This is a genomic window from Thermopolyspora sp. NPDC052614 (genome assembly GCF_040678635.1).
In the GTDB taxonomy this organism is placed as follows: domain Bacteria; phylum Actinomycetota; class Actinomycetes; order Streptosporangiales; family Streptosporangiaceae; genus Thermopolyspora.
In genome coordinates this window covers 21,352-41,935 of record NZ_JBFATZ010000017.1, presented here as the reverse complement: position 1 = coordinate 41,935, position 20,584 = coordinate 21,352, and the positions used below count along the sequence as shown (strand labels likewise).

At 72.5% G+C, this 20,584-nt stretch carries 17 protein-coding genes; 2 read left to right on the top strand and 15 right to left on the bottom strand.

Going from position 1 to position 20,584, the window contains the following annotated elements; genetic code table 11:
- Positions 1–4 precede the first annotated feature (4 nt).
- Positions 5–1,156, bottom strand: coding sequence for a transposase (locus tag AB0K60_RS29055; protein WP_364061981.1), 1,152 nt, complete (start codon positions 1,154–1,156; stop codon positions 5–7).
- Positions 1,157–1,193: 37 nt separating this feature from the next.
- On the opposite strand from AB0K60_RS29055, the gene AB0K60_RS29050 reads away from it, so the two are divergent.
- Complete coding sequence (locus AB0K60_RS29050; protein ID WP_364061978.1) at positions 1,194–1,343, top strand: Arc family DNA-binding protein; 150 nt, start codon at positions 1,194–1,196, stop codon at positions 1,341–1,343.
- Positions 1,344–2,163: 820 nt separating this feature from the next.
- On the top strand, positions 2,164–2,712 hold the full coding sequence (locus AB0K60_RS29045; protein WP_364061975.1) for a hypothetical protein: 549 nt from the start codon (positions 2,164–2,166) through the stop codon (positions 2,710–2,712).
- Between the two features lie 24 nt (positions 2,713–2,736).
- Here the strand turns inward: AB0K60_RS29045 and clpB are convergent, their stop codons facing one another.
- The 14 genes from clpB to AB0K60_RS28975 form a co-directional block, all read right to left on the bottom strand.
- Positions 2,737–5,355 (bottom strand): ATP-dependent chaperone ClpB, encoded by a 2,619-nt coding sequence (gene clpB / locus AB0K60_RS29040; RefSeq protein WP_364061972.1) that lies wholly within the window; start codon positions 5,353–5,355, stop codon positions 2,737–2,739.
- The gene (locus AB0K60_RS29035; RefSeq protein ID WP_364061969.1) at positions 5,337–5,744 is read right to left on the bottom strand and encodes a chaperone modulator CbpM; all 408 of its coding nucleotides are present in this window, start codon (positions 5,742–5,744) and stop codon (positions 5,337–5,339) included. The genes clpB and AB0K60_RS29035 overlap by 19 nt, the downstream gene beginning before the upstream one ends.
- Entirely contained in the window at positions 5,741–6,676 is a 936-nt protein-coding gene (locus tag AB0K60_RS29030; protein WP_364061966.1) for a DnaJ C-terminal domain-containing protein, read from the bottom strand. The genes AB0K60_RS29035 and AB0K60_RS29030 overlap by 4 nt, the downstream gene beginning before the upstream one ends.
- A gap of 114 nt (positions 6,677–6,790) precedes the next feature.
- Positions 6,791–7,411: a nucleotide exchange factor GrpE gene (locus tag AB0K60_RS29025; RefSeq protein WP_364061963.1), complete on the bottom strand. Its 621-nt coding sequence runs from the start codon at positions 7,409–7,411 to the stop codon at positions 6,791–6,793.
- A gap of 216 nt (positions 7,412–7,627) precedes the next feature.
- Entirely contained in the window at positions 7,628–9,520 is a 1,893-nt protein-coding gene (dnaK, locus tag AB0K60_RS29020; protein WP_364061960.1) for a molecular chaperone DnaK, read from the bottom strand.
- 115 nt (positions 9,521–9,635) lie between these two features.
- Positions 9,636–10,112: a general stress protein gene (locus AB0K60_RS29015; protein ID WP_364061957.1), complete on the bottom strand. Its 477-nt coding sequence runs from the start codon at positions 10,110–10,112 to the stop codon at positions 9,636–9,638.
- Positions 10,113–10,202: 90 nt separating this feature from the next.
- Positions 10,203–10,664, bottom strand: a complete 462-nt coding sequence (locus tag AB0K60_RS29010; protein ID WP_364061954.1) for an Hsp20/alpha crystallin family protein — start codon at positions 10,662–10,664, stop codon at positions 10,203–10,205.
- A 335-nt stretch (positions 10,665–10,999) separates the two neighbouring features.
- Positions 11,000–11,821 (bottom strand): glutamate ABC transporter substrate-binding protein, encoded by an 822-nt coding sequence (locus AB0K60_RS29005; protein WP_364061951.1) that lies wholly within the window; start codon positions 11,819–11,821, stop codon positions 11,000–11,002.
- Between the two features lie 20 nt (positions 11,822–11,841).
- The gene (locus AB0K60_RS29000) at positions 11,842–13,317 is read right to left on the bottom strand and encodes a hypothetical protein (protein WP_364061948.1); all 1,476 of its coding nucleotides are present in this window, start codon (positions 13,315–13,317) and stop codon (positions 11,842–11,844) included.
- 33 nt (positions 13,318–13,350) lie between these two features.
- The gene (locus AB0K60_RS28995; protein ID WP_364061945.1) at positions 13,351–14,379 is read right to left on the bottom strand and encodes an FHA domain-containing protein; all 1,029 of its coding nucleotides are present in this window, start codon (positions 14,377–14,379) and stop codon (positions 13,351–13,353) included.
- Positions 14,380–14,390: 11 nt separating this feature from the next.
- A complete protein-coding gene (locus tag AB0K60_RS28990) occupies positions 14,391–15,683 on the bottom strand; it encodes a VWA domain-containing protein (protein WP_364061942.1) in 1,293 nt (430 codons plus the stop codon).
- Positions 15,684–15,735: 52 nt separating this feature from the next.
- On the bottom strand, positions 15,736–16,629 hold the full coding sequence (locus AB0K60_RS28985; protein ID WP_364061939.1) for a protein phosphatase 2C domain-containing protein: 894 nt from the start codon (positions 16,627–16,629) through the stop codon (positions 15,736–15,738).
- Positions 16,629–19,121 carry a tetratricopeptide repeat protein gene (locus AB0K60_RS28980; protein ID WP_364061936.1) on the bottom strand — a complete coding sequence of 831 codons (2,493 nt, stop codon included), beginning with the start codon at positions 19,119–19,121 and terminating at the stop codon, positions 16,629–16,631. Before AB0K60_RS28980 ends, AB0K60_RS28985 begins: the two co-directional genes overlap by 1 nt.
- Positions 19,121–20,314: a hypothetical protein gene (locus AB0K60_RS28975; protein ID WP_364061933.1), complete on the bottom strand. Its 1,194-nt coding sequence runs from the start codon at positions 20,312–20,314 to the stop codon at positions 19,121–19,123. Before AB0K60_RS28975 ends, AB0K60_RS28980 begins: the two co-directional genes overlap by 1 nt.
- Between the last annotated feature and the right edge of the window lie 270 nt (positions 20,315–20,584).

Here is a 20,584-nt window from a genome sequence, read left to right as displayed (position 1 = left end):
TCCGCTAGGCGGCGGGTCTTACGGTCCCTCCGCAGGCGTTTAACCTGTCCGCCCGTCCGGCGGCCAGGATGTTCCTGGCGGCGTTGACGTCCCGGTCGTGGACCGCCCCGCACGGGCAGGCCCATGACCGGACGTTCAGCGGCATGGACCCGGCGACCGCCCCGCACGCCGAGCACAGCTTCGAACTGGGGAACCAGCGGTCGATCCTCACCAGGGTCCGGCCGTACCGGGCGGCCTTGTAGGCCAGCATGTTCACGAACGCCGACCATCCGGCGTCGTACACGGACTTGGCCAGTTTCGTGCGGGCCAGGCCCTTGACCGCCAGGTCCTCCACCATCACCGCTTGGTTCTCGCGGATGATCGCCGTGGAGAGCTTGTGCGCGAAGTCCCGGCGCGCGTCGGCCACCCTCGCGTGAGCGCGGGCGACCTTGACGGTGGCCTTCTTCCTGTTCGCAGACCCCTTCGCCTTGCGGGACAGGGCCTGCTGCGCCTTGCGCAACCGCCGTTCGGCGCGGCGCAGAAACCGGGGGTTGCCGATCTTCCGGCCGTCCGACAGCACCGCGAAATGCGTCAGCCCCAGGTCGATCCCGACCTCGGCGGCCGTCCGCGGCAGCGACTCGGCGGCGACCTCGACCACGAACGAGGCGAAGTACCGACCGGCCGCGTCCTTGACCACCGTCACGCTCGACGGCTCGGACGGCAGGCGGCGGGACCACTTCACCGTAACGTCGCCGATCTTCGGCAGGCGCAGCCTCCCGCCCGCCGTGACCGCGAAGCGGGCGTTGCGGGTGAAGCGGATCGCCTGCCGGTTGTCCTTGCGAGACCGGAACCGGGGCGGGGCGATGCCCGGGCCCTTGCGCTTGCCGGACAGGGAGGCGAAGAAGTTGCGGTAGGCGGTGTTAAGGTCGGCCAGTGCCTGCTGGAGCACCACCGCGCAGACCTCGCCCAGCCAGGCCCGCTCCGGGGCCTTCTTCGCCTCGGTGATGACCCGCTTGGACAGCTCGCCATCGGAGATGTACGGCAGCCCTTGCTCGTAGGCGTCCTGCCGGGCGCGCAGCCCGTCGTTGTACACCGTCCGCGCGCACCCGAACGCCTTGGCCAGCGCGCGACGCTGACCAGGGGTCGGGTAGAGGCGGAAGTTGTACCTGAGCTGCACGGTTCGATCTTACCCGGTGTGACACTACGATGGTGTCATGATTCGGATTACGCTCCGGCTCCCCGATGACGTCCACACCCGGGTGGCCGCCCGCGCCGAGACCGAACGAAGATCCCTGAACTCTCAGATCGTGCACCTGCTCGAGATCGCGCTCGCCGCCGACGAGGCGCACGACGAACCGCCTTGATGGCGATTCGTCTTTCCCTGCCCCGCTACGCGGGACGGTCCGCTTCACCCCCGGCCTGAAGGCCGGAGCACTGCGGACGACTCAGGTAGCTGTTGGGAATGGGTTCGCCGCGTTGCGACCCGAGCGGCTCCGCACCGGTGGCCGGCCGCGGGGTGACCGCGGGAACCGAAGGGCTGGGGACGGGCGGCGGAGAATCGGGCACGGATGTGCCCGGACCGAGCCCCGGTGCGATCAGGAGAGCGGACAGGACGGCGCCGGCCGTCAGGATTCTCGTCGGGTGTGTACGGGGTATGCGCGGAGATCCGGCGGGCGGCATGACGCCCGATCCGCGTTTCCGGGAGAAAGACGAATCGATTAATCGTCGGAGGTGAGACATGAATAATACCGTTCAGATGATTGATTTGTGGTGAAGGCTATCATTGGGTTTTGATTCGCCATGTCTGAACGGTGTCGCCTGCGCCTTGAACTGCTTAGATATTGATCATTCGCGGTCGGTGTTATGAAAGGGATGTGAAATATTCATTTATGGGGGCCCCTTGTGGGCGGCATGCCTCCGATCGTGAACTCCTGGCAATGAATCTCGGCCGCTCTTGGGGCCGCACGCTGCGGCGAAATGGTCACGGTCGGAGACGGGCCTGCCGGAACGAGGGCCGCCCATGGCCGAAGGCGCATGAGGTACCGCGATCTCTTTCGGCGGCGGCATGCCTCACGTGTAACGACTTGTCTGGTATGTTCCGCGAAGTTGTTCTCGTTGAGGCGTGCGACGCGGACATGTCGCCATGGCGCGGGCAAAACGCGGGCCCGTGCGGGGGAAAGGGGCATGATGCGACGATTCCTGGCCCGGACGGGCGCGCTCCTCACCACGGCCGCGTTCACGGCCGCCTGCACCGGCGGACCGGGCACCGCCACGGACGGCTGGTCGCCGCCGACGGAGACGGCGGCCACGTCGACCCCCAAGGCCGCCGCCGACAAGGCGCAGCCGTACACGGGGGACGAAGCGCCCCAGCCCGTCGCCCACGCCCCCGTCAAGGCGGCCGACTCCTCGCTGGGCCGAATTTTGGTCGACGCCGACGGCCGCACCCTCTACTACTTCACCAAGGAGGAGGACGGCGTCCCAAGCTGCTACGACGAGTGCGCCGCGACCTGGACGCCGTACCTCACCCAGGGCGCGCCCGAACCCGGCAAGGGCGCCACGTCGGACCTGCTCGGCACCGCCGAGCGCACCGACGACACCACCCAGGTGACCTACGCCGGCCGCCCCCTGTACTTCCACGTCAAGGACACCGAACCCGGGCAGGTCACCGGCGACGCCGTCAAGCAGTTCGGCGGCGAATGGCACGTGCTGACCCCCAAGGGCGAGCGGCCCTGACCACTCCACCCGGCGACCCCCATCTCAGTCCTCGGGATCCTCGAACAGGACGAGCAGCTCGCCCTCCGCCGCTTCCACGGTGATGGTCGCCCCGTCCTGGACCTCGCCGGTGAGCAGGGCGCGGCCGATCCGGGTCTCGACCTCGCGGGCGATGTACCGGCGCAGCGGGCGGGCGCCGTACACGGGGTCGAAGCCCTGCCGGGCGATGTGCCGCCGGGCGGCCGGGGTGAGCCGCAGCGTGATGCGGCGGTCGGCGAGGCGGCGGCGGATGTCGCCGGTCATCAGCTCGACGATCCGCTCGATCTCCGGCTCGGTGAGCGGCTTGAACAGCACGATGTCGTCCACCCGGTTGAGGAACTCGGGTCGGAAGTGCCGCCGCAGCGCCGCCATCACCATCTCGCGCCCCTCGGGCTTGATCTCGCCGCCGGGCGTGACCCCCTCCAGCAGGTACTCCGAGCCGATGTTCGACGTCATGATGATCACGGTGTTGCGAAAGTCCACGGTACGGCCCTGCGCGTCCGTGAGCCGCCCGTCGTCGAGGATCTGCAGCAGCGTGTTGAACACGTCCGCGTGCGCCTTCTCGATCTCGTCGAAGAGCACCACCGAGTACGGCTTGCGCCGCACCGCCTCGGTGAGCTGCCCGCCCTCCTCAAACCCGACATATCCCGGCGGCGCCCCGACGAGCCGGCTCACCGTGTGCCGCTCCTGGTACTCGCTCATGTCGAGCCGCACCATGTTCTCCTCGGTGTCGAACAACGCCGCCGCCAGCGTCTTGGCCAGCTCGGTCTTGCCCACCCCGGTCGGCCCGAGGAAGATGAACGACCCTATCGGCCGCCGCGGATCCTTCACCCCGGCCCGCGCCCGGATGATCGCGTCGGAGACGAGCCGGACCGCCTCGTCCTGGCCGACGACCCGCTCGTGCAGGATCTCGTCGAGCCGCAGCAGCTTGTCCCGCTCGCTCTCCTGGAGCCGGCTCACCGGGATCCCCGTCCACCGCGAGACGATCTGCGCGATCTCCTCCTCGGTGACGACCTCGCGCAGCAGCCGGCGGCCGCCCAGCCGCTCCTCCAGCCGCTCCTCCTCGGCCGCCAGCCGCCGCCGCAGCTCCGGCAGCCTGCCGTGGCGCAGCTCGGCGGCGAGATTCAGGTCGTAGTCCCGCTCGGCTTGGTCGGCCTCCCGCCGTACCGACTCGATCTCCTGCCGCAGCCCTTGCACCCGGCGCAGCGCGTGCCGCTCGGCCTCCCACTGGGCGCGCATCGCGTCGGCGCGGGCGCGCAGGTCGGCCAGCTCCTTGCGCAGGTCCTCCAGCCGGTCGCGGCTCGCGGCGTCCTCCTCCTTGGCGAGCGCCGCCTCCTCGATCTCAAGCCGGGTGACGCGGCGGGTCAGCTCGTCCAGCTCGGCGGGCATCGAGTCGATCTCGGTACGCAGCATCGCGCACGCCTCGTCCACCAGGTCGATCGCCTTGTCCGGCAGGTAGCGGTCGGAGATGTAGCGGTGGCTGAGCACGACCGCCGCCACCAGGGCCGCGTCCTGGATGGCCACGCCGTGGAAGATCTCAAGCCGCTCGCGCAGGCCGCGCAGGATCGAGATGGAGTCCTCCACGGACGGCTCGTCCACCAGCACCGGCTGGAAGCGCCGCTCCAGCGCCGCGTCCCTCTCCACGTGCCTGCGGTACTCCCGCAGCGTCGTCGCGCCGATCATGTGCAGCTCGCCGCGGGCGAGCATCGGCTTGAGCATGTTGCCCGCGTCCATCGCCCCCTCGGCCGCGCCCGCCCCGACGACCGTGTGCAGCTCGTCCACGAACAGCAGGATGCGCCCGGCGGCCGCCTTCACCTCGTTCAGCACCGCCTTGAGCCGCTCCTCGAACTCGCCGCGGTACTTCGCCCCGGCCACCAGCGCCCCCATGTCCAAGGCGAAGATCGTCTTGTCGCGCAGCCCCTCGGGCACGTCGCCGGCCGCGATGCGCTGCGCCAGGCCCTCGGCGATCGCGGTCTTGCCGACGCCGGGGTCGCCGACGAGCACCGGGTTGTTCTTCGTCTTGCGCGACAGGATCTGCACCACCCGCCGGATCTCGGCGTCCCGCCCGATCACCGGGTCGAGGCGGCCCGCCCGCGCGTCCGCCACCAGGTCCCTGCCGTACTTCTCCAGCGCCTCGTACGCGACCTCCGGCATCGCCGAGGTGACCCGCTGGTTGCCGCGGATCGCCGTCAGCGCCTCAAGGAAGCGCTCCCGGGTCAGCCCCTGCGCCCGCAGCAGCCGTCCCGACGCCGTCTGCGGGCCCTCCTCCAGCAGCGCCATCAGCAGGTGCTCGACCGACACGTACTCGTCCTTGAGCCGCCGCGCCTCCCGGTCGGCGGCGTCCAGCAGGGCCGACAGCCGCCGCGTCACGTACACCTGGCCGGGGGCCGCGCCCGGCCCGCTCACCTTGGGGCGGCGCGACAGCTCGGCCTCCAGGTCGGCCCGGAGCCGGGCCGGGTCGCCGCCCGCCCGTTCGACGAGCCGGGGCGCGAGCCCGCCGGGGTCGGCGAGCAGCGCGTCGAGCAGGTGCTCGCCGTCCACCTCGGTGTGCCCGAGACGCAGCGCCCCGGCCTGTGCGTCGTGCAGCGCCTCCTGCGACTTCTGCGTCAATCGGTTCGGATCCACGGTTCCCCTCCGGTGCGGTCCCCTCCGGTGCGGTTGTTGTGCGGGCGGCGCGCAAGCCCGGTGGCGGAGCGTGCCGTGGTACGGCGTGCCGGCTCGGCGGGGCGACGCCGCAGCGCCGCCTCCAGTTCGGCGATGCGGTCCAGCAGGTCGATCACGAGCCCCAGCGCGGCGTAGTTCACCGGCAGCGCCGCGCGCAGCCGCTGGATGCGTCCCGTGACCGCGAGCTGCGACGCCGGAAGCCACATCCGGCCCGCCTCGTCGGTGAACGCCTCCAGCAGGCCCAGCGCGACGAAGCGCCGCACCAGGTCGGCGTGCAGGCCGGCGGCTCGCGCGAAGGCGTCCAGGTCCAGGCGGTCGGCTCGGGTGACGCGCACCAGCGTGTAGCTCATCGCGGCCTCCTCGCGTCGAAGTCGGAGACGGCCGCGAGCTGCTCGAACAGCCGCCGCTCGGCGTCGGTCGGCTCGCGCGGCACCATGATCCGAATCTCGGCGTACAGGTCGCCGGGGGCGCCGCGCGGGTTCGGCAGGCCGCAGCCGCGCAGCCGCAGCCGCCGCCCGCTCGAAGTGCCGGGCGGCACCTTCACCTTCGCCTCCCCACCGGGCGTCTCGATCGCCACGCTCGCGCCCAGGGCCGCCTCCCAGGGGGTGAGCGGAAGGCGCAGGTGGATGTCGCGGCCCTCGACGCGGTAGCGGGGGTGGTCGGCGAGCCGTACGACGAGGTACAGGTCGCCGGGCGGACCCCCGTCGAAGCCCCGGCCGCCCTGGCCGGCCAGGCGGATGCGCTGGCCGTTCACGACGCCACGCGGAATCGTGACCGACAGCGTCCGCGGCCCCGCCGGACCTTGCAGCGTGACCGTGCGCCGCCCGCCGTGGTACGCCTCCTCGACGGTCAGCACGAGCTCCGCCTCCTGGTCGGCCCCGGGGATCGGCCCCCGGCCACGCCCGAAGACGCCGCCGAGCAGGTCCTCCAGGTCGATCTCCTCCTCGAACCCGCCGAACCCGAACGGCACCCCGGCCCCCGCGGCCCTGCCCCGCGTCGTCCGCCATCCGCCCGGCCGCCCGGTCCGCGCGTACATGTCCGGGTCCACGTCCTCCGGCACCTGCCGAAAGTCCGGCCCGAACGCGTCGTACCGCTTGCGCGTCTTCGGATCGGACAGCACGTGGTACGCCTCGGAGATCTCCTTGAACCGGTCGGCGGCCCCCGGATCCTTGTTCACGTCCGGGTGGTATTTGCGCGCCAGCCTCCGGTAGGCCCGCTGGATCTCGTCCTGGCTCGCCGTCCGCGGCACCCCGAGCACCTCGTAGAAGTCACGCGCCGCCATCGCCGCCGCCCCTTCCCACGTGTGGTACGGCGTCGCCGCGCATCCGGCCCCGCGAGGCGACCGGATCGGGGCGGGCGGCACGGGCGCGACCGGTCGCCTGGGCGCGCGTCGCCGTCATGGCCCGTCCCGCCGCGCGTCGGTCGCCACCACCACCACCATCGCCGGGCGGAGCTGCTGCCCGCCGTCGCCGTAGCCGGGGCGGAGCACCTTGGCGATCGTGCCGGGCTTGGCGTCGGGGTCCGCCGCCGTGCCGACGGCCTCGTGACGGGCGGGGTCGAACGGCACGCCCGCCTCGTCCAGCCGCCGGTAGCCAAGGCGGGCCAGGACGCCGATCGCCTGCTCGCGGATCGCCCGGACCCCCTCGGCGAGCGAGGCGGGGTCGGCGTCGGCGTGCTGCAGGGCCAGGTCCAGGTTGTCCAGCACCGGCAGGAACTCCCTGGCCACCCGGGCCCGTTCCTCGGCCCGGCTGCGCTCGATGTCCCGGACCGTACGCTTGCGCAGATTGTCGAGGTCGGCGACCGCCCGCAGCCACCGATCCTCCAGCTCGGCGATCTTGGCGTCGAGTTCCGCCGCGAGGGCGGACTGCTCGACGCCGGGTGCCGCATCGGCGGCGAGGGGCTCGCCCAGAGGCGTCTGCCGGCCCGGCTCGGCCGGACGGCCCTGCTCGGCATCCGTGGACTCGGGGCCGGTGGGCGGAGACGCGTCCTGCGGCGGTCCCGTCGAGGGCGGCGTCACCCCGCGCGAGGGTGCCGCGCCCGCCGATGGAGGCGTCCGCTTGCCTGGCTCCGCTCGGGGGGTCTCCGGGCCGTGTTCCGGTTCCTTGTGTCCAGCCATGGCCAATCCGAGGTTATGGGACGGGTGGAGCGTCGCCGCGAGAGTCCGTTGATCGCGCCGGGTGGGCCGCGGGCGGCGGGACAAGCCCGTGGCCCGCCCGGCGGGCGCGGCGACGGTTCAGTCCGAGCTGGTGAACTCGGCGTCGATGACGTCGTCACCGCCGCCGTCGGCGCCGCCCTGGCCGCCGGGGCGCTCCCGCCCGCCGCCCGGCGGGGGCGTGGAGACGGCACTCAGCCCGTGGTAGACCTGCTGCAGCTCGGCGGTGAGGGAGCGCAGCCGGTCCAGCGGCGCCTCCTCCTTGACGGCCTGGCGGGCGTCGGCGACGAGCGTCTCGGCTCGGGCCCGCTCGTGCACGGGGGCCGCGTCGCCCAGCTCCTTCAGGCGGCGTTCGACCTGGTACGCGGCGGCGTCGAGTTCGTTGCGCGCGTCGATGAGCTCGCGCAGCCGTACGTCCTCGGCGTGGTGGCGCTCCGCGTCGGCGACCATGCGCTCGATCTCCGAGCGGTCCAGGTTGGAGCTCTCGCTGATCGTGATGCGCTGCTCGGCCCCGGTGTCGGAGTCCTTCGCGGACACGTCCAGGATGCCGTTGGCGTCGATGTCGAAGGTCACCTCGATCTGCGGCACCCCGCGCGGCGCGGGCCGGATGTTCTCCAGCCGGAACCGGCCGAGCACCCGGTTGTCGGCCGCCCGCTCCCGCTCGCCTTGCAGGACGACCACGTCCACCGCCGCCTGGTTGTCCTCGGCGGTGCTGAAGATCTCGGTACGGCGCGCCGGGATCGTGGTGTTCCGCTCGATGATCTTCGTCATCACCCCGCCCATCGTCTCCACGCCGAGCGACAGCGGGGTGACGTCGAGCAGCACGACGTCCTTCAGCTCGCCCCGGATGACGGCGGCCTGGATCGCCGCCCCCAGCGCCACCACCTCGTCGGGGTTGACGGTCATGTTCGGGTCCTTGCCGCCGGTGAGCCGCCGTACGAGGTTCTGCACGGCGGGCATGCGGGTGGCCCCGCCGACGAGGATGACCTCGTCGATGTCGGCCGCCGTGGTGCGGGCGTCGCGCAGCGCCTGCTCGACCGGCCCCCGGCAGCGTTCCACCAGATCCCGGGTGATCTCCTCGAACGTGGACCGCATCAGCGTGGTGTTGAGGTGCTTGGGCCCGTTCGCGTCGGCGGTGATGAACGGCAGGCTGATCCGCGTCTGCGCCACCGACGACAGCTCCACCTTGGCCCGCTCGGACGCCTCGAACAGCCGCTGCAGCGCCTGCGGGTCGCGCCGCAGGTCGATGCCCTCGGCGCGTTCGAACTCGTCGGCGAGGTGGTCCACGATGCGCCGGTCGAAGTCGTCTCCGCCGAGGTGGGTGTCGCCGGAGGTGGCGCGCACCTCGATGACGCCCTCGCCGATGTCGAGGATGCTGACGTCGAACGTGCCGCCGCCGAGGTCGAAGACGAGCACGGTCTCGTTGGCCTTCTTGTCCAGCCCGTACGCGAGCGCCGCCGCCGTCGGCTCGTTGATGATGCGCAGCACCTCCAGCCCGGCGATCTTCCCCGCGTCCTTGGTGGCCTGCCGCTGGGCGTCGTTGAAGTACGCGGGAATCGTGATCACCGCCTCGGTGATCTTCTCGCCGAGGAACTTCGCCGCGTCGGCCACCATCTTGCGCAGCACCAGGGCCGAGATCTCCTCCGGCGCGTACCGCCTGCCCCGCACGTCGAACCGTGCCGAGCCGTCGGGGCCCTCGACGACGTCGAACGACACCGCGTTCCGCTCGCCGGACACCTCGCCGAAGCGCCGGCCGATGAACCGTTTGGCCGAGTAGACGGTGCCCTTCGGGTTGAGGATCGCCTGCCGCCGGGCGAGTTGTCCGACGAGCCGTTCCCCCTGCTCGGTGAACGCCACCACCGACGGCGTGGTGCGCGCCCCCTCCGCGTTAGGGATCACGGTCGCGTGGCCGTCCTCGGTCGCGGCGATCACGGAGTTGGTCGTGCCGAGATCGATGCCGACTGCCTTGGACATCGTCCTTTCCCTTCCTTGGCTTCGGCCCTCTTTGGCCCTCGTTGGCTTTCGGCCCTTGGTGGGCTTTCACGGCCTTCGTCGGCGTTTACGGTGGCCCGCGCGGCGGGCGCGGGCGTCAGCCTCTGAGCCCGGCCAGCAGTTCGTGCGCCCGGTTCACGTTCGGGATCTCCACGAGCACCTCGTACCGCTCGGCGGTGAGCGAGTTGGTGGACACGAAGTCCCGCTCCCCGCGATTGAGCGCGTGCGAGATCAGCCCGAACACCGCCCCGGCGATCGCGCCCCAGATCAGCCCCCACAGCACCAGGGAGAACAGCGGGAAGAACACACGCGGCGTGAAGATCGCGTAGAACAGCCCGATCAGCAGGCCGAACCACGCCCCGGCGACCGCGCCCTTCCCCACCGCGGTCAGGTAGGTCTGCCGCCCGAGGACCCGCTCGACCGTACGCAGATCCACCCCCATGATCAGCGTCCCGCCGACGGGGAAGCCGTGGTCGGACAGGTAGTCGACCGCCCGCTGGGCCTCCTCGTAACTGCGGTAGGTCTCCACCGGCTGATAGTTCCGGGTGATCGCTTCTATCGATGGCGCCGGCATAACCCCCTCCTTCGCTGCCGACCCTCCGTGCCCGGGGGTCGGCGGTTCCGCCGGTACGGCCCGCCGACCGGGCCGGTGCGCGCGCCGGTCTCAGGCGGAGACCTCGATGCGCCGTGGCTTGGCGGCCTGGGCCTTCGGGATCGTGACGGTCAGCACGCCGTCGCGGAGCCTGGCGTCCACCCGCTCGGTCTCGACATCGCCGGGCAGCAGGGTGCGATACTCGAACCGGCCGGTACGGCGGGTCCGCAAGTGCCGCCGCTCACGCTCCTCCTCCCGCACCTCGCCGGTGATGCACAGCTCCCTGTCGCTGAGCTGCACGTCGATCTGGTCCTTGGGCACGCCCGGCAGGTCGGCCTCCACCATGTAGGCGTCATCCGTCTCGGACACGTCGGCGAACGGCACCCACGGCATGTCCGTCCCCTCGCGGGGGAAGGCCATCTCGCCCATGGTGGCGCTGACGAGCTGGCCGAGGCGCTCGTACAGGTCCTCGAACTCGCGCATCGGTGACAGGCGGCCGAGCTCGCGGCCACGACGGTGGATCAGCATGCTCATCCTGGTTCCTCCTCTGACGGTCGGCGCAGTGCTCCTCGCCACCGGCGAGGGACTGTCGGTTTCGTCCTGTTTATTGCTATTTGTCCGCCTAGTTAGCAGTCCTGCCCGTAGGCGGCGCATCCCTACCGTCGTCGGGCGGGGATTACCGCCCCGATCTCGGTCAAGCCTGGATCGAGGCACGGCAAAGCGGCCCGAGCCGGCCCCTCAACGAGCACCGGGCCGACGCGGATCGCTTCGCGTCGGCCCGGTGCTTGAGGAACGATGCCCGGAGAAAGGAGGAACGGAGGAACGGAGGAGGGCGCGCAAAGAGATCGGCGTAGGCGATCCGCCGAACCTCAGTCGCAGCCCTCGAACTGGGGGACGGTCTCCGTCAGGGTGAGGGTGGTGGCGCCGAACCACTTCTTCAGCAGTTTCTGGGCGGTGCCGTCCTGGTACATCTCGGTGATCGCCTTGTTCACGGCCTCACAGCCGTCGATGTCGCCCTGCCGGATGCCGATGCCGTAGCGCTCGTCCGTGAACGGCGCGTTGATGATTTTGACCTGGTTTCCCTCGGAGGCGGCGAAGCCGGCCAGGATGAGGTCGTCGGTGGACACCGCGTCGACGTCGCCCGACTTGAGCTTGTCGATGCACATGCTGTAGGAGGCGGCCTTCACCAGGTTGACCGGGATCTTCTTCTCCTCCTGCACCCGCCGCCACGAGTTGGAGCCTGTCACCTGGCACAGGTTCCGGCCGCGCAGGTCCCGGACGTTCCTGATGCGGGTCTCGCTCTGCCGTACCAGGGTGTCCTGGTGGGCCACATAGTACGGCCCGGCGAACGCGACCTTCGTCTTGCGCTCGGGAGTGATCGAATAGGTGGCGACGACCAGGTCCACCTGGCCCGCCTGCAGCAGCCTCTCCCGCTGCGACGACGGCGCGTCCACGAACTGCACGCTCACGCCCTTGCCCGCGACCCGGGCCGCCACCTCCTTGGCGACGTCCACGTCGAAGCCCTCGTAGACGCCCTCCTTCTTCTTCAGACCCAGGCCCGGCTGGTCCGGCTTCACGCCGATGATCAACCGCTCCTTGCCGATGATCGACGACTCGTCGCCCCCGGCGCCGCACGCCGCCGCCGTCAGGGCGAGGGCGGCGAGCCCGGCGATCACGACCCTTGCGCGCATCGCTCAACTCCCTTCCAGCGTCAGCGGTATTCCAGCAGGCGGGGCCGTACCCCGACGAAGATCAGCACCACGGTGAGCAGGATCGCGCCGGGAAGCGCGTAGTCCCAGCCGGTGAGCGCCCGGTCGCCGTCCGCGATGGCCGCGTCGAACGTGCGCCGGTGCATGTCGGTGAGCCCCACCAGCGCCGTGTCGTACTCCTCGAAACCCCGGCTGAGCTGGCCCATCTGGAAGCGGATCGCCTGGCCGGTCTGCCGCGACGCGCTCAGCGCCCGCAACTGCCGGTCGTACTGCTGGAAGCTTTCGTAACGCTCCAGAGTGGTCGTGAGCAGCGCTCGCCGGTCGCCCACGCCCGCGCTGCGCGCCTCGTCGCCGAGGAAGCCGAGGAAGGTGATCTTCCCGGGGTACTCGCCGAGTATCCCGCGCAGCCCCGCGTAGTACTTGTCGAGGTTTCCGGCCGGGGTGTAGAGCACCGACTGCGACTTGTCCAGGTACACCTGACCGTAGGTGTCGGCCCGCTCGGGGTCGAGCAGGAAGCGGCTCTGGTCGCCGTGCAGGCTGTTGCCGATCGCCCGCGCCCTCGACAGCGCGAGCACCGAGTTGAACCCGTCCTCCTTGGCGGTGCGCAGGTTCTCCGCCTCCCGTTGGAGCAGGCCTGCCGCGAGCCCCACGAGCAGGGTCACCACGACCGTGGCGGCGAGCAGCGCCGGGTTGAGGATGCGGCGGAACCGCCGGGCAAGGTAGATCTGCAGCCCGACCAGCACGACCAGTGCGACCACCCCGACGACGCCCACGGCGACGCCGCCGTTCAGCACCGCCGCGCGCTGCTCCTCGTAGGTGCGGCGCACGATCGAGCCGCTGTCCAGGGTGAGGTTGTACGCCTTGGGCAGCAGGTCGTACCGCATCAGGTCGGTGGCCTGCCGGTACAGCTCGATGACCTCTTGGGGCGGCGGCCCGGCGGCGTGGTCGGCCTGGTCGTTGAGGAGCAGCGCCTGCGCGGCGAGTTGCTCGTAGCGGCCCAGGCCATTCAGCAGCGCGCGTACCGTCTGCCGCTCGATGGCGTCCTCGCGGGCGAGGTCGGCGGCCTGCAGCACGGCCCGGGCGGCCTCGGCGCGGCGCTGCTCGTAGCGGGCCATGGACGCCTCACGGCCGCCGCCCAGCCGTTCCTCGCCGACCAGCAGGATGTTGGCGATCTGGGTGTCCATGTCGCTGAGCGCGTAGTACAGGTCGGCGGTCGCCACCACCTGCGGGCCCGCGTCGTGGCCGATGATCCGCAGCCCGTCCCGGGCGTCGCCGATCGCCATCGCGGTCACGCCGAACAGCGCCAGCACGGCGACCACGCCCGCCGCCGTCCAGGCGCGGATGCGGCCGGGCACCGTCTGCAGGCGCAGGCGGCGACGCGGCGCGCGGCGTCGGCCCGGCGGCCTGGCCTGCGGCGCCGTCGCCGGGGGAGGGGCCGGCGGGACCGCCTGGGCCGGGGGCAGGACGCTGGTCGTCATGGCAGTTCCTCCGCCCGATCCCGGCCGGACCGGTCAGCCCTTGCGCAGGACGAGGACGGTCCACGCGCCGAGATAGACGCGGTCGCCGTCCGTGACCGGAATCGGCACGTTCGTGGCGATGGGATCGGGTGATTCATTGATTTTCGTTCCGTTGGCCGAGCCGGGGTCGAGCAGTGTCCAGGATCCGTCCGGCTGCGCGACCAGGACGGCGTGCAGGTGGGAGATGCCGGGATCCTCCGGCACACCGCTCAGGTCGATCTCCGGGGTGATGCCCCGGGACCGGCTGCGCCGCCCGATGCGTATCTCGCCGCCGATCAGGGGGAAGAAGCGTTCCGGACAGTACGGCGGAAAGGCGATCTTAGCGGCGTCCGGCCCGCCTTGGGCGACGACGGAGTCGTAGTAGCGGCGGTCGGCCGACGCCACCACGTGCCACCCGGTGTGCCCGGCGGGCGGGTGACCGGCGCCCGGCTGCTGAGCGCTCGGATGGCCGCCGCCGGGGTAGCCCGATCCAGGGTGGCCTGTGCCGGGTTGTCCCGTTCCGGGGCCCTGCATATAGCCGGAGGGGAAGCCGCTCGGGGCCCCGCCCGGCGGCGGCCCGTATCCGGGCGCGCCCGGAGGGCCGCCACCCGTCGCCGGGGCATAGCCACCGGTCCCCGGAGCGTAGCCACCCGTCGGCGGAGCATAGCCGCCGGTCGCGGGGCCGTACCCGCCGGGCGCGGGGGCCGCGGTGGGTGCCCCGAAGTTGCCGCTGACCGGGCCGAAGCCGGGCGTGCCCGTGGCGAAGTCGTAGCCGCACTCCTCGCAGAACCTGCCGCTGCGCGGGGTGCCGCAGTCGGGCTCGGGGCAGATCTCGACGCCCGCCGCCGCGCCCGACCCCGGCCCCGATCTCGGCCCTGGTCCCGGCCCCGATCCCGGCACGGACCCGGGGCCTGACGCCGAGCCGGACGCGGGTGCCGCGGAGGGCCCTGCGGCCGGCGCGGCCTGACCGGCGTCGATCTGCAGCCCGCAGACGTCGCAGTAGTCGCCGGAGTCGGAGTCATGGCCCGAGGGGCAGATGGGCATGCGTACTCCTTCTATCCCTCGTCGGGATCCTTGCGGGTGCGCACGGTGCGCACCGAGCCGACGTCGAGGGCGATCTGCGACGCCCGGTCGATGTTGGGCTTGAGCCGCGCCGTCCCGGTGGCCGCGTCGTAATCGATCACCCGGTCGAGCAGCTTGGCCGTGCCCTCGTTGCCGGACTCCTCGGCGAGGGTCCGGGCGCGGCCGAGCCGGGCGGTCGCGGTCGCGAAGTCGCCGTCCTTGTGCGCCTGCAGGCCGCCCTGGATGAGGTCGGCGAGCTCGGCCTGGCCGGTGTAGTGGGCCACCCGCGGGTTGATCCGGGTGGACTGCGCCGGGTCGTCGGACCACTGGGCGAGGATGTTGCCCGCGGCGAGCTGTGTGCCCAGGTCCGGCTGCACCAGCTTCACCCAGGCCGCCCGCATCTCCTGGCCGACGGCGCCGGGCGGGACCTCGACGCAGATGTGGTACTCGCGCACCTCGCGCCCCCACGCGCCGGTCGGGTAGTCGCCCGCCTGCGGCCCGGCGTCGGTACGCCGCCCGGTCAGGTCCTCCAGCGTCGGCGAGACCTGCTTGACGAACTTCAGCTTGGCCGCCTGCGGCGTCCACACGCGCAGCGCCACGTCGGCGACCGCCTTGCCCATCGCCTGCTGCGCCATCGCCCGGAAGTCGGCCTCCAGGTCCTTGGCGTCCGGGATGTCCTGCACGCTGCCGAGCAGCACCGAGGCGACCTTGCGCAGCTCGGCGACCTCCCAGCCGGTGCCCACGCCGCGGCAGTCGCAGACGAACTTGCCCTGGCAGTAGGCGAGGGCGGCGTCGAGCTGCGCCGCGGTCTCGTGCTGGTTGTGGCCGTCGGTGAGCAGGATGGCGTGCCGGATCGCCCCCGCGTACGGGGCGAACAGGTCGGCGGCGAGCCGCAGCCACGATCCGATCGCGGTGCCGCCGTCGGCGATCAGCCGGCTGACGGCCTGCTTGGCGGCGTCCCTCGTCGTCGCCGTCATCGTGGCCATCTCCTTGCGGGACGGGTAGACCATCGTGGCCTTGGTCGTCCCCGCGATGATCGCGAAGTGCACGCCGTCGCGCAGCGTGTCGATCGCCGCCTGCGCCGCCTTGCGCGCCTCGCTGATCCGCTCGGTGGCCATCGAGGTCGAGGTGTCGATGATGATCACCTCGGCGGCCTGGGCGGCCCCGGCGACCGTCTCCAGCGGCCCGGTGGCCTCCACGGTCACGATCGCGTTGACCTCCTGACCGCCCACCGGAAGGTATTTGTTCTGGTCAACCCGGATCGTGAACTGTGCCTGCTCGCTCATGCCGTCTCCTTGCTGGACGCCGTGAGCCGGACGCCGCGCCGGCTTCGCCCGCTCATGGCCGCCTTCCTGTAAACGGGATCACCAGAACGGTGATGTTGTCGCGCCCGCCGGACTCGATGGCCATGGTCACCAGGGTCCGGGCCGCCCCCAGGGGATCGGTGGCGGCGTCGGGGACCGCGTCGGCCAGCGTCGTCGCGTCGGGGTAGTAGTTCCACAGCCCGTCGGAGCAGACGAGCACCACGCCCGGCCCCTCCGGGGCGAACTTCTGCACATGCGGGGTGACCTCGCCGGCGTCCGCGCCCAGCCACGCGGTCAGCACGTGCCCGAGCCCGGCGTCGTCCCGGGTGAGGGCCGCGCTGCCCGGCCCGGCGAGCCAGTACGCCCTGCTGTCGCCGACCCAGCCCACGGTGACGTGCTCGGCGCTCACCACCGCCGACACCAGCGTGCACGCCGGCGCCTCGTACTCGGAGGCCGCCAGGCCCGCCACCGCCTGCGCCGCCGCCTGGACGGCCCGCCCGGTCGCCGCGACAGGTTCGATGCCCTCCCGCAACTGCTTGGCGAGCACCGCCGCCCCGATGTCGGCCGCCGTCTGCGACGCCTCGTCCGGGCGCGGCGAGGTGGACACCCCGTCGCACACGATGCCGACGATCGTCGGCGCGGAGTCGTCGCCGACGTGGGTCAGGGCCATCGCGTCCTCGTTGCGGCTGTGCCGCAGGCCGCGGTCGCTCACCCCGGCGACCCGCGTCGCACCCGCGACATGATCGATCTCGATGTGGTCGCGGCCGCTCGGCTGCCGCACGCCGCACCGCCCGCAGTAGCCGTCCGGATCGACCGCGCCCGCGCCGCACACCGCGCACAGCTCCGCGCCGAGCGGGGTGCCGCACTCCTCGCAGTACTTCTCCCCGGGCAGGCCGGGCTGCGAGCACACCGGGCACAACGCGGCCATCAGACCCACGTCCTCGGCCGCACCGCGTTGGCCCGGTCCACGAGCTCGCGGCGCTCCTCCACCACCTGCGAGGCCCGCGCCATCGCCCGGTAGACGCGTTCCAGCTCCCGCCGTACGCCGGGTTCGGTGAGCGGCACCCCGAGCAGCGACGCGCCGTTCGCGCGCCCGGACGGGCCGGATGAACCGGACGGGCCGGACGTCAGCCAGCTCAGCGCCGTCCGCAGCACCTCGGCCGCCATCTTGTTGCGCCGCCCGGCGTCCAGGCCGATGTCGGCGAGCCGCTGCCCGGCCACCACCAGGTCGTCGGCGGCGAGGCGGGCCGCCTCCCGCCCTCGTACGGCGATGGCGACCGTGGCCATCTGCGCCGCGATGCGATGGCTGGAGGACGGCGGCACCTCGTCGAGGATGCGCGTCGCGCCCGCCGGATCCCCCTCCGCCAGCCGCGTCCGGGCCAGCCCGAACGCCGCGCTGACGAAGGAGTGGTCGGTGCGCCACACGGTCTCGTACAGCCTGGCCGCGCCCCGCACGTCCCCGGACCGCTCGCGGGCGAACGCCAGCGCCAGCTTCGTCGCCTCCTCGCCGGGCATCCGGCTGTACAGCTCGTCGAAGATCCGCACCGCCTCGGCGTCGGCGCCGGTGGCGAGCGCCCGCACCCCGTGGTACCAGTAGGGCCGCCAGTCCCACGGCCGCTCCTGCGCCACCCGGGCGAGCGGCTCGTCGACGTCGGCCCCCTGGCCCTGCTCGATCAGCACCCGGGCGAGCGCCAAATCGGTCTCGGGCGACCGCACCGGGGCCTGCCGCAGCGCGTCCACCAGCTCACGCGGGTTGCGCGCGGTGAGCCCGGCGAGGAACGAGGCGGCCGGATCGGCCGGGTCCACCAGCGGCACCGGCAGCGCCGCCACCAGGTCGGCCGGGTCCAGCGGCGCGAACACCGTCGCCGACTCCTCGGGCGCGAGCTCGGTCCCCGCCGCGGTGCGCTCGGGCCCGAACAACTGCGACAGCGCCGGGTACGGCCGGCCGTCCTCGTCGGCCCGCACCTCCCGCAGCACGCCGCGCAACTGGTCGGACATCTCCCCGGCGTCCTGGAACCGCAGCTCCGGATTCGGATGCGTGGCCCGCAGCAGGAACCGGTGATAGGACTCGTACCGGGCGAGCGGATACGCCTGCTCGGGCGGCGGCAGCGGCATGGCCCCGTCCCGGGTGGCCGGGCTGAACGGGAAGCTCAGCACGGCGAGCGTGCGCCCGACGGTGTGCAGGTCGGAGGAGACCGACGGCGCGTCCTGGCCGATCTCGGGGGCCTGGTAGCCGATCGTGCCGTAGATCGGGCTGTCCATGTCGTCCACGCGCCGGACCGCGCCGAGGTCGATGAGCTTGAGCTGCTCCTCCACCTGGATGACGTTGGCCGGCTTGAGGTCGCAGAACAGCAGGCCCCGGTCGTGCAGGTAGGCGAACGCGCGCAGGATCTCCAGCACGTACGCGATGGCGTGCCCCAGCGGCAGCGCCTCGCTGTTGCCGGACTCGCGCAGCCGCCGCCGCAGCAGGTCCTGCAGGGACTCGCCGCCGACGTACTCCATCACGATGTAGCCGACCATCGCGTGGGTGCTCGGGTCGGGATGCTGCACGAAGTTGATGATCTTGACGATGTTCGGGTGGTCGACGCCGATGAGGAACCGGCGCTCGGCCTCGGCGGCGGCGAGCGCGTCGGCGTCCAACGTGTCGAGCAGGCCCTTGAGCACCACCCAGCGGCCGTCGAGGTTGCGGTCGGCGGCGAGGTAGATCCAGCCGAGGCCGCCGTGCGCCAGGCAGCCCTTCACCTCGTACTGCCCGGCGACCAGGTCGCCCTCGCGCAGCTTGGGCGTGAACGAGAACCGGGTGCCGCAGTGCGGACAGAAGCCCTCGGTGCGGCCGGGCCGGTCGCCGCGGGAGCGCCCGACGGGCTTGCCGCACTGGGGGTTGTTGCAATACCGCTTGTCCTCGGGCACCTGCGGGTTCCGCATCACCACCTGCGCCGGATCCCGGTACGGCACCGGCGGCACCTCGACCAGGCCGGCGCCGAGCATGCCCCGCCGCGAGCGGGTGCTCGTGCTGGTGCGCCCCGAGCCGGTCGGCCGGGTGCCGGGGGCGGTGAACGGCGCGGACGGGAAGGGCGCGGAAGGGAAGGGCGCGGATCCGGGCGGCGTCGACGGCACCGAGCCGCCGGGGGAGGGCGGAGACGGCGGCGGAGGCGGATACGGCGCGGCCCCGCCACCCGGGCCGCTCACGGGAGGGCCCGACGGATGGCCGGCCGGTTGCGCGGATTGCATGGTCGGTGCGTTGTGCGTCCCGGCGGGGTGCGCGTACGCGCCGCCGTAGGAGCCGCCCTGGCCGGACCCCTGGGCGGAGTGGGCCGGCCCGCTCGGCTGGACGGGCTGGGCGGGAGGCGCCATGCCACAGGTGTCGCAGTAGCCGTCCTGCACCGTGCCCGCGCAGCCGGGCTGCATGCACTGGCCCATCAGTCCGCTCCGATCGCTCGTAGTGCCCGCTGGTAGCCGGAGACCGCGCGGGTCGCCTGGCGGAGGTCGCAGGGCGCCGTCCACAGCAGGTCGCGGGCCTGCCGGAAGAGCCGCAGCAGTTCGGGGTGCTCGGCGATGCCTTGGCGCAGCGCCTTGGCCCGGAACGCCTCCAGCCGTCCGCGCAGCTCGTCGCGCCGCTCAAGCAGCGCGTTGATCGCCTGAGTCGCCTCCCGCGCCTGCCGCAGCGCGTCGGCCAGGGCGCGCTCCAGGTCGGCCACCCTGCGCGCCACCTCGGACCAGTCCCCGGCGGCGGGCGTCGCGCGCAGGGCCGCCAGCCGGTTTTCCAGCGCGGCCGCCTGGTCGGGGAGGTGCGGCAGCACCGGGGAGTCGATCTTCACCAGGACGCGGTCCCGCGCCGCGCGGGCCTCGTCCTCGGCGGCGCGCACGGCCGCCACCCGGTCCCGCATGGCGCGGACGCGCGCGTCGAACCCGTCCCGTACCCGGACCGCGTGCTCCAGGTGGTCGCGGCGGGCGGCGAGCGCGGCGCCGACCCGCTCAAGCGCGCTGACATCGACCGCGTCGCCGGAGACGAACGACAGCGGGTCGCCGCGCACGAGCTGCCGCAGGTCCGCCAGCTCGCGGCCGAGGCGCTCCAGCTCGGGGTCGGCGCCGCCGAGCGCGGTGAGCAGGTTCTCCGCCGCGCGCCGGGCCGCGTCGGCCTCCTCCACCTTCGGCAGCAGGGCCGTCCAGGCGTCGTCGGCCGCCGCCACCGCCCGCGCGACCTCCTGGTAGGCGGCGTCCATGCGGGCGACGACCTCGTCGAGGGTGATCCGCTCGCCCACGGCGCGGACCAGCGAGCGCCGCTCCACCGGCACGTCCTCGGGCTTCAGCTCGACCGACGCCCCGGTGAGCAGCCGGTTCAGCTCGGCCAGCGCCTCCGCGCCGGGCCGGGAGCGCTCGGCCCGCAGCCGCTCGGCCTCCTCGACGACCTTCCGGTAGGCGTCGAACAGCCACCACAGCGTCGCCAGCCGCGTCCGCGTCTCCTCCCAGCGCCGCTGCGTCGCGCCGCTCAGCTCGGCGCCCTTGAGCAACTGGTGGCCGGAGTGTCCTTCCAGGTCGAGCAGGTCGTTGGAGATCCTGTCACGCTCGGTCCGCCGCAGGTTGAGGGCGTAATCGACCCCCTCAAGGCTCATCGGCGGCCCGCCATGACCAGAACTGCTCGTCAACGCCCTTCGTGCCTCCCCCGGACCTGGACGAGAAGGACCCGCACCCCGCAGGAGAAGTGTCCTCGTATTCCCATTCTTTTCACAACCCGTAATCGCGCGAGCGGCTCGGCCGATCGTGTCCAAAAGGTGATCCCATCAGCGCGGATTCCCGGCGGACCCATTTCCGGGGGACGCCGGGCGACGGACGAAACGCTATCCGTGATCTCCGGTACTGCGTCGGCCGGGGCTGGATCATCG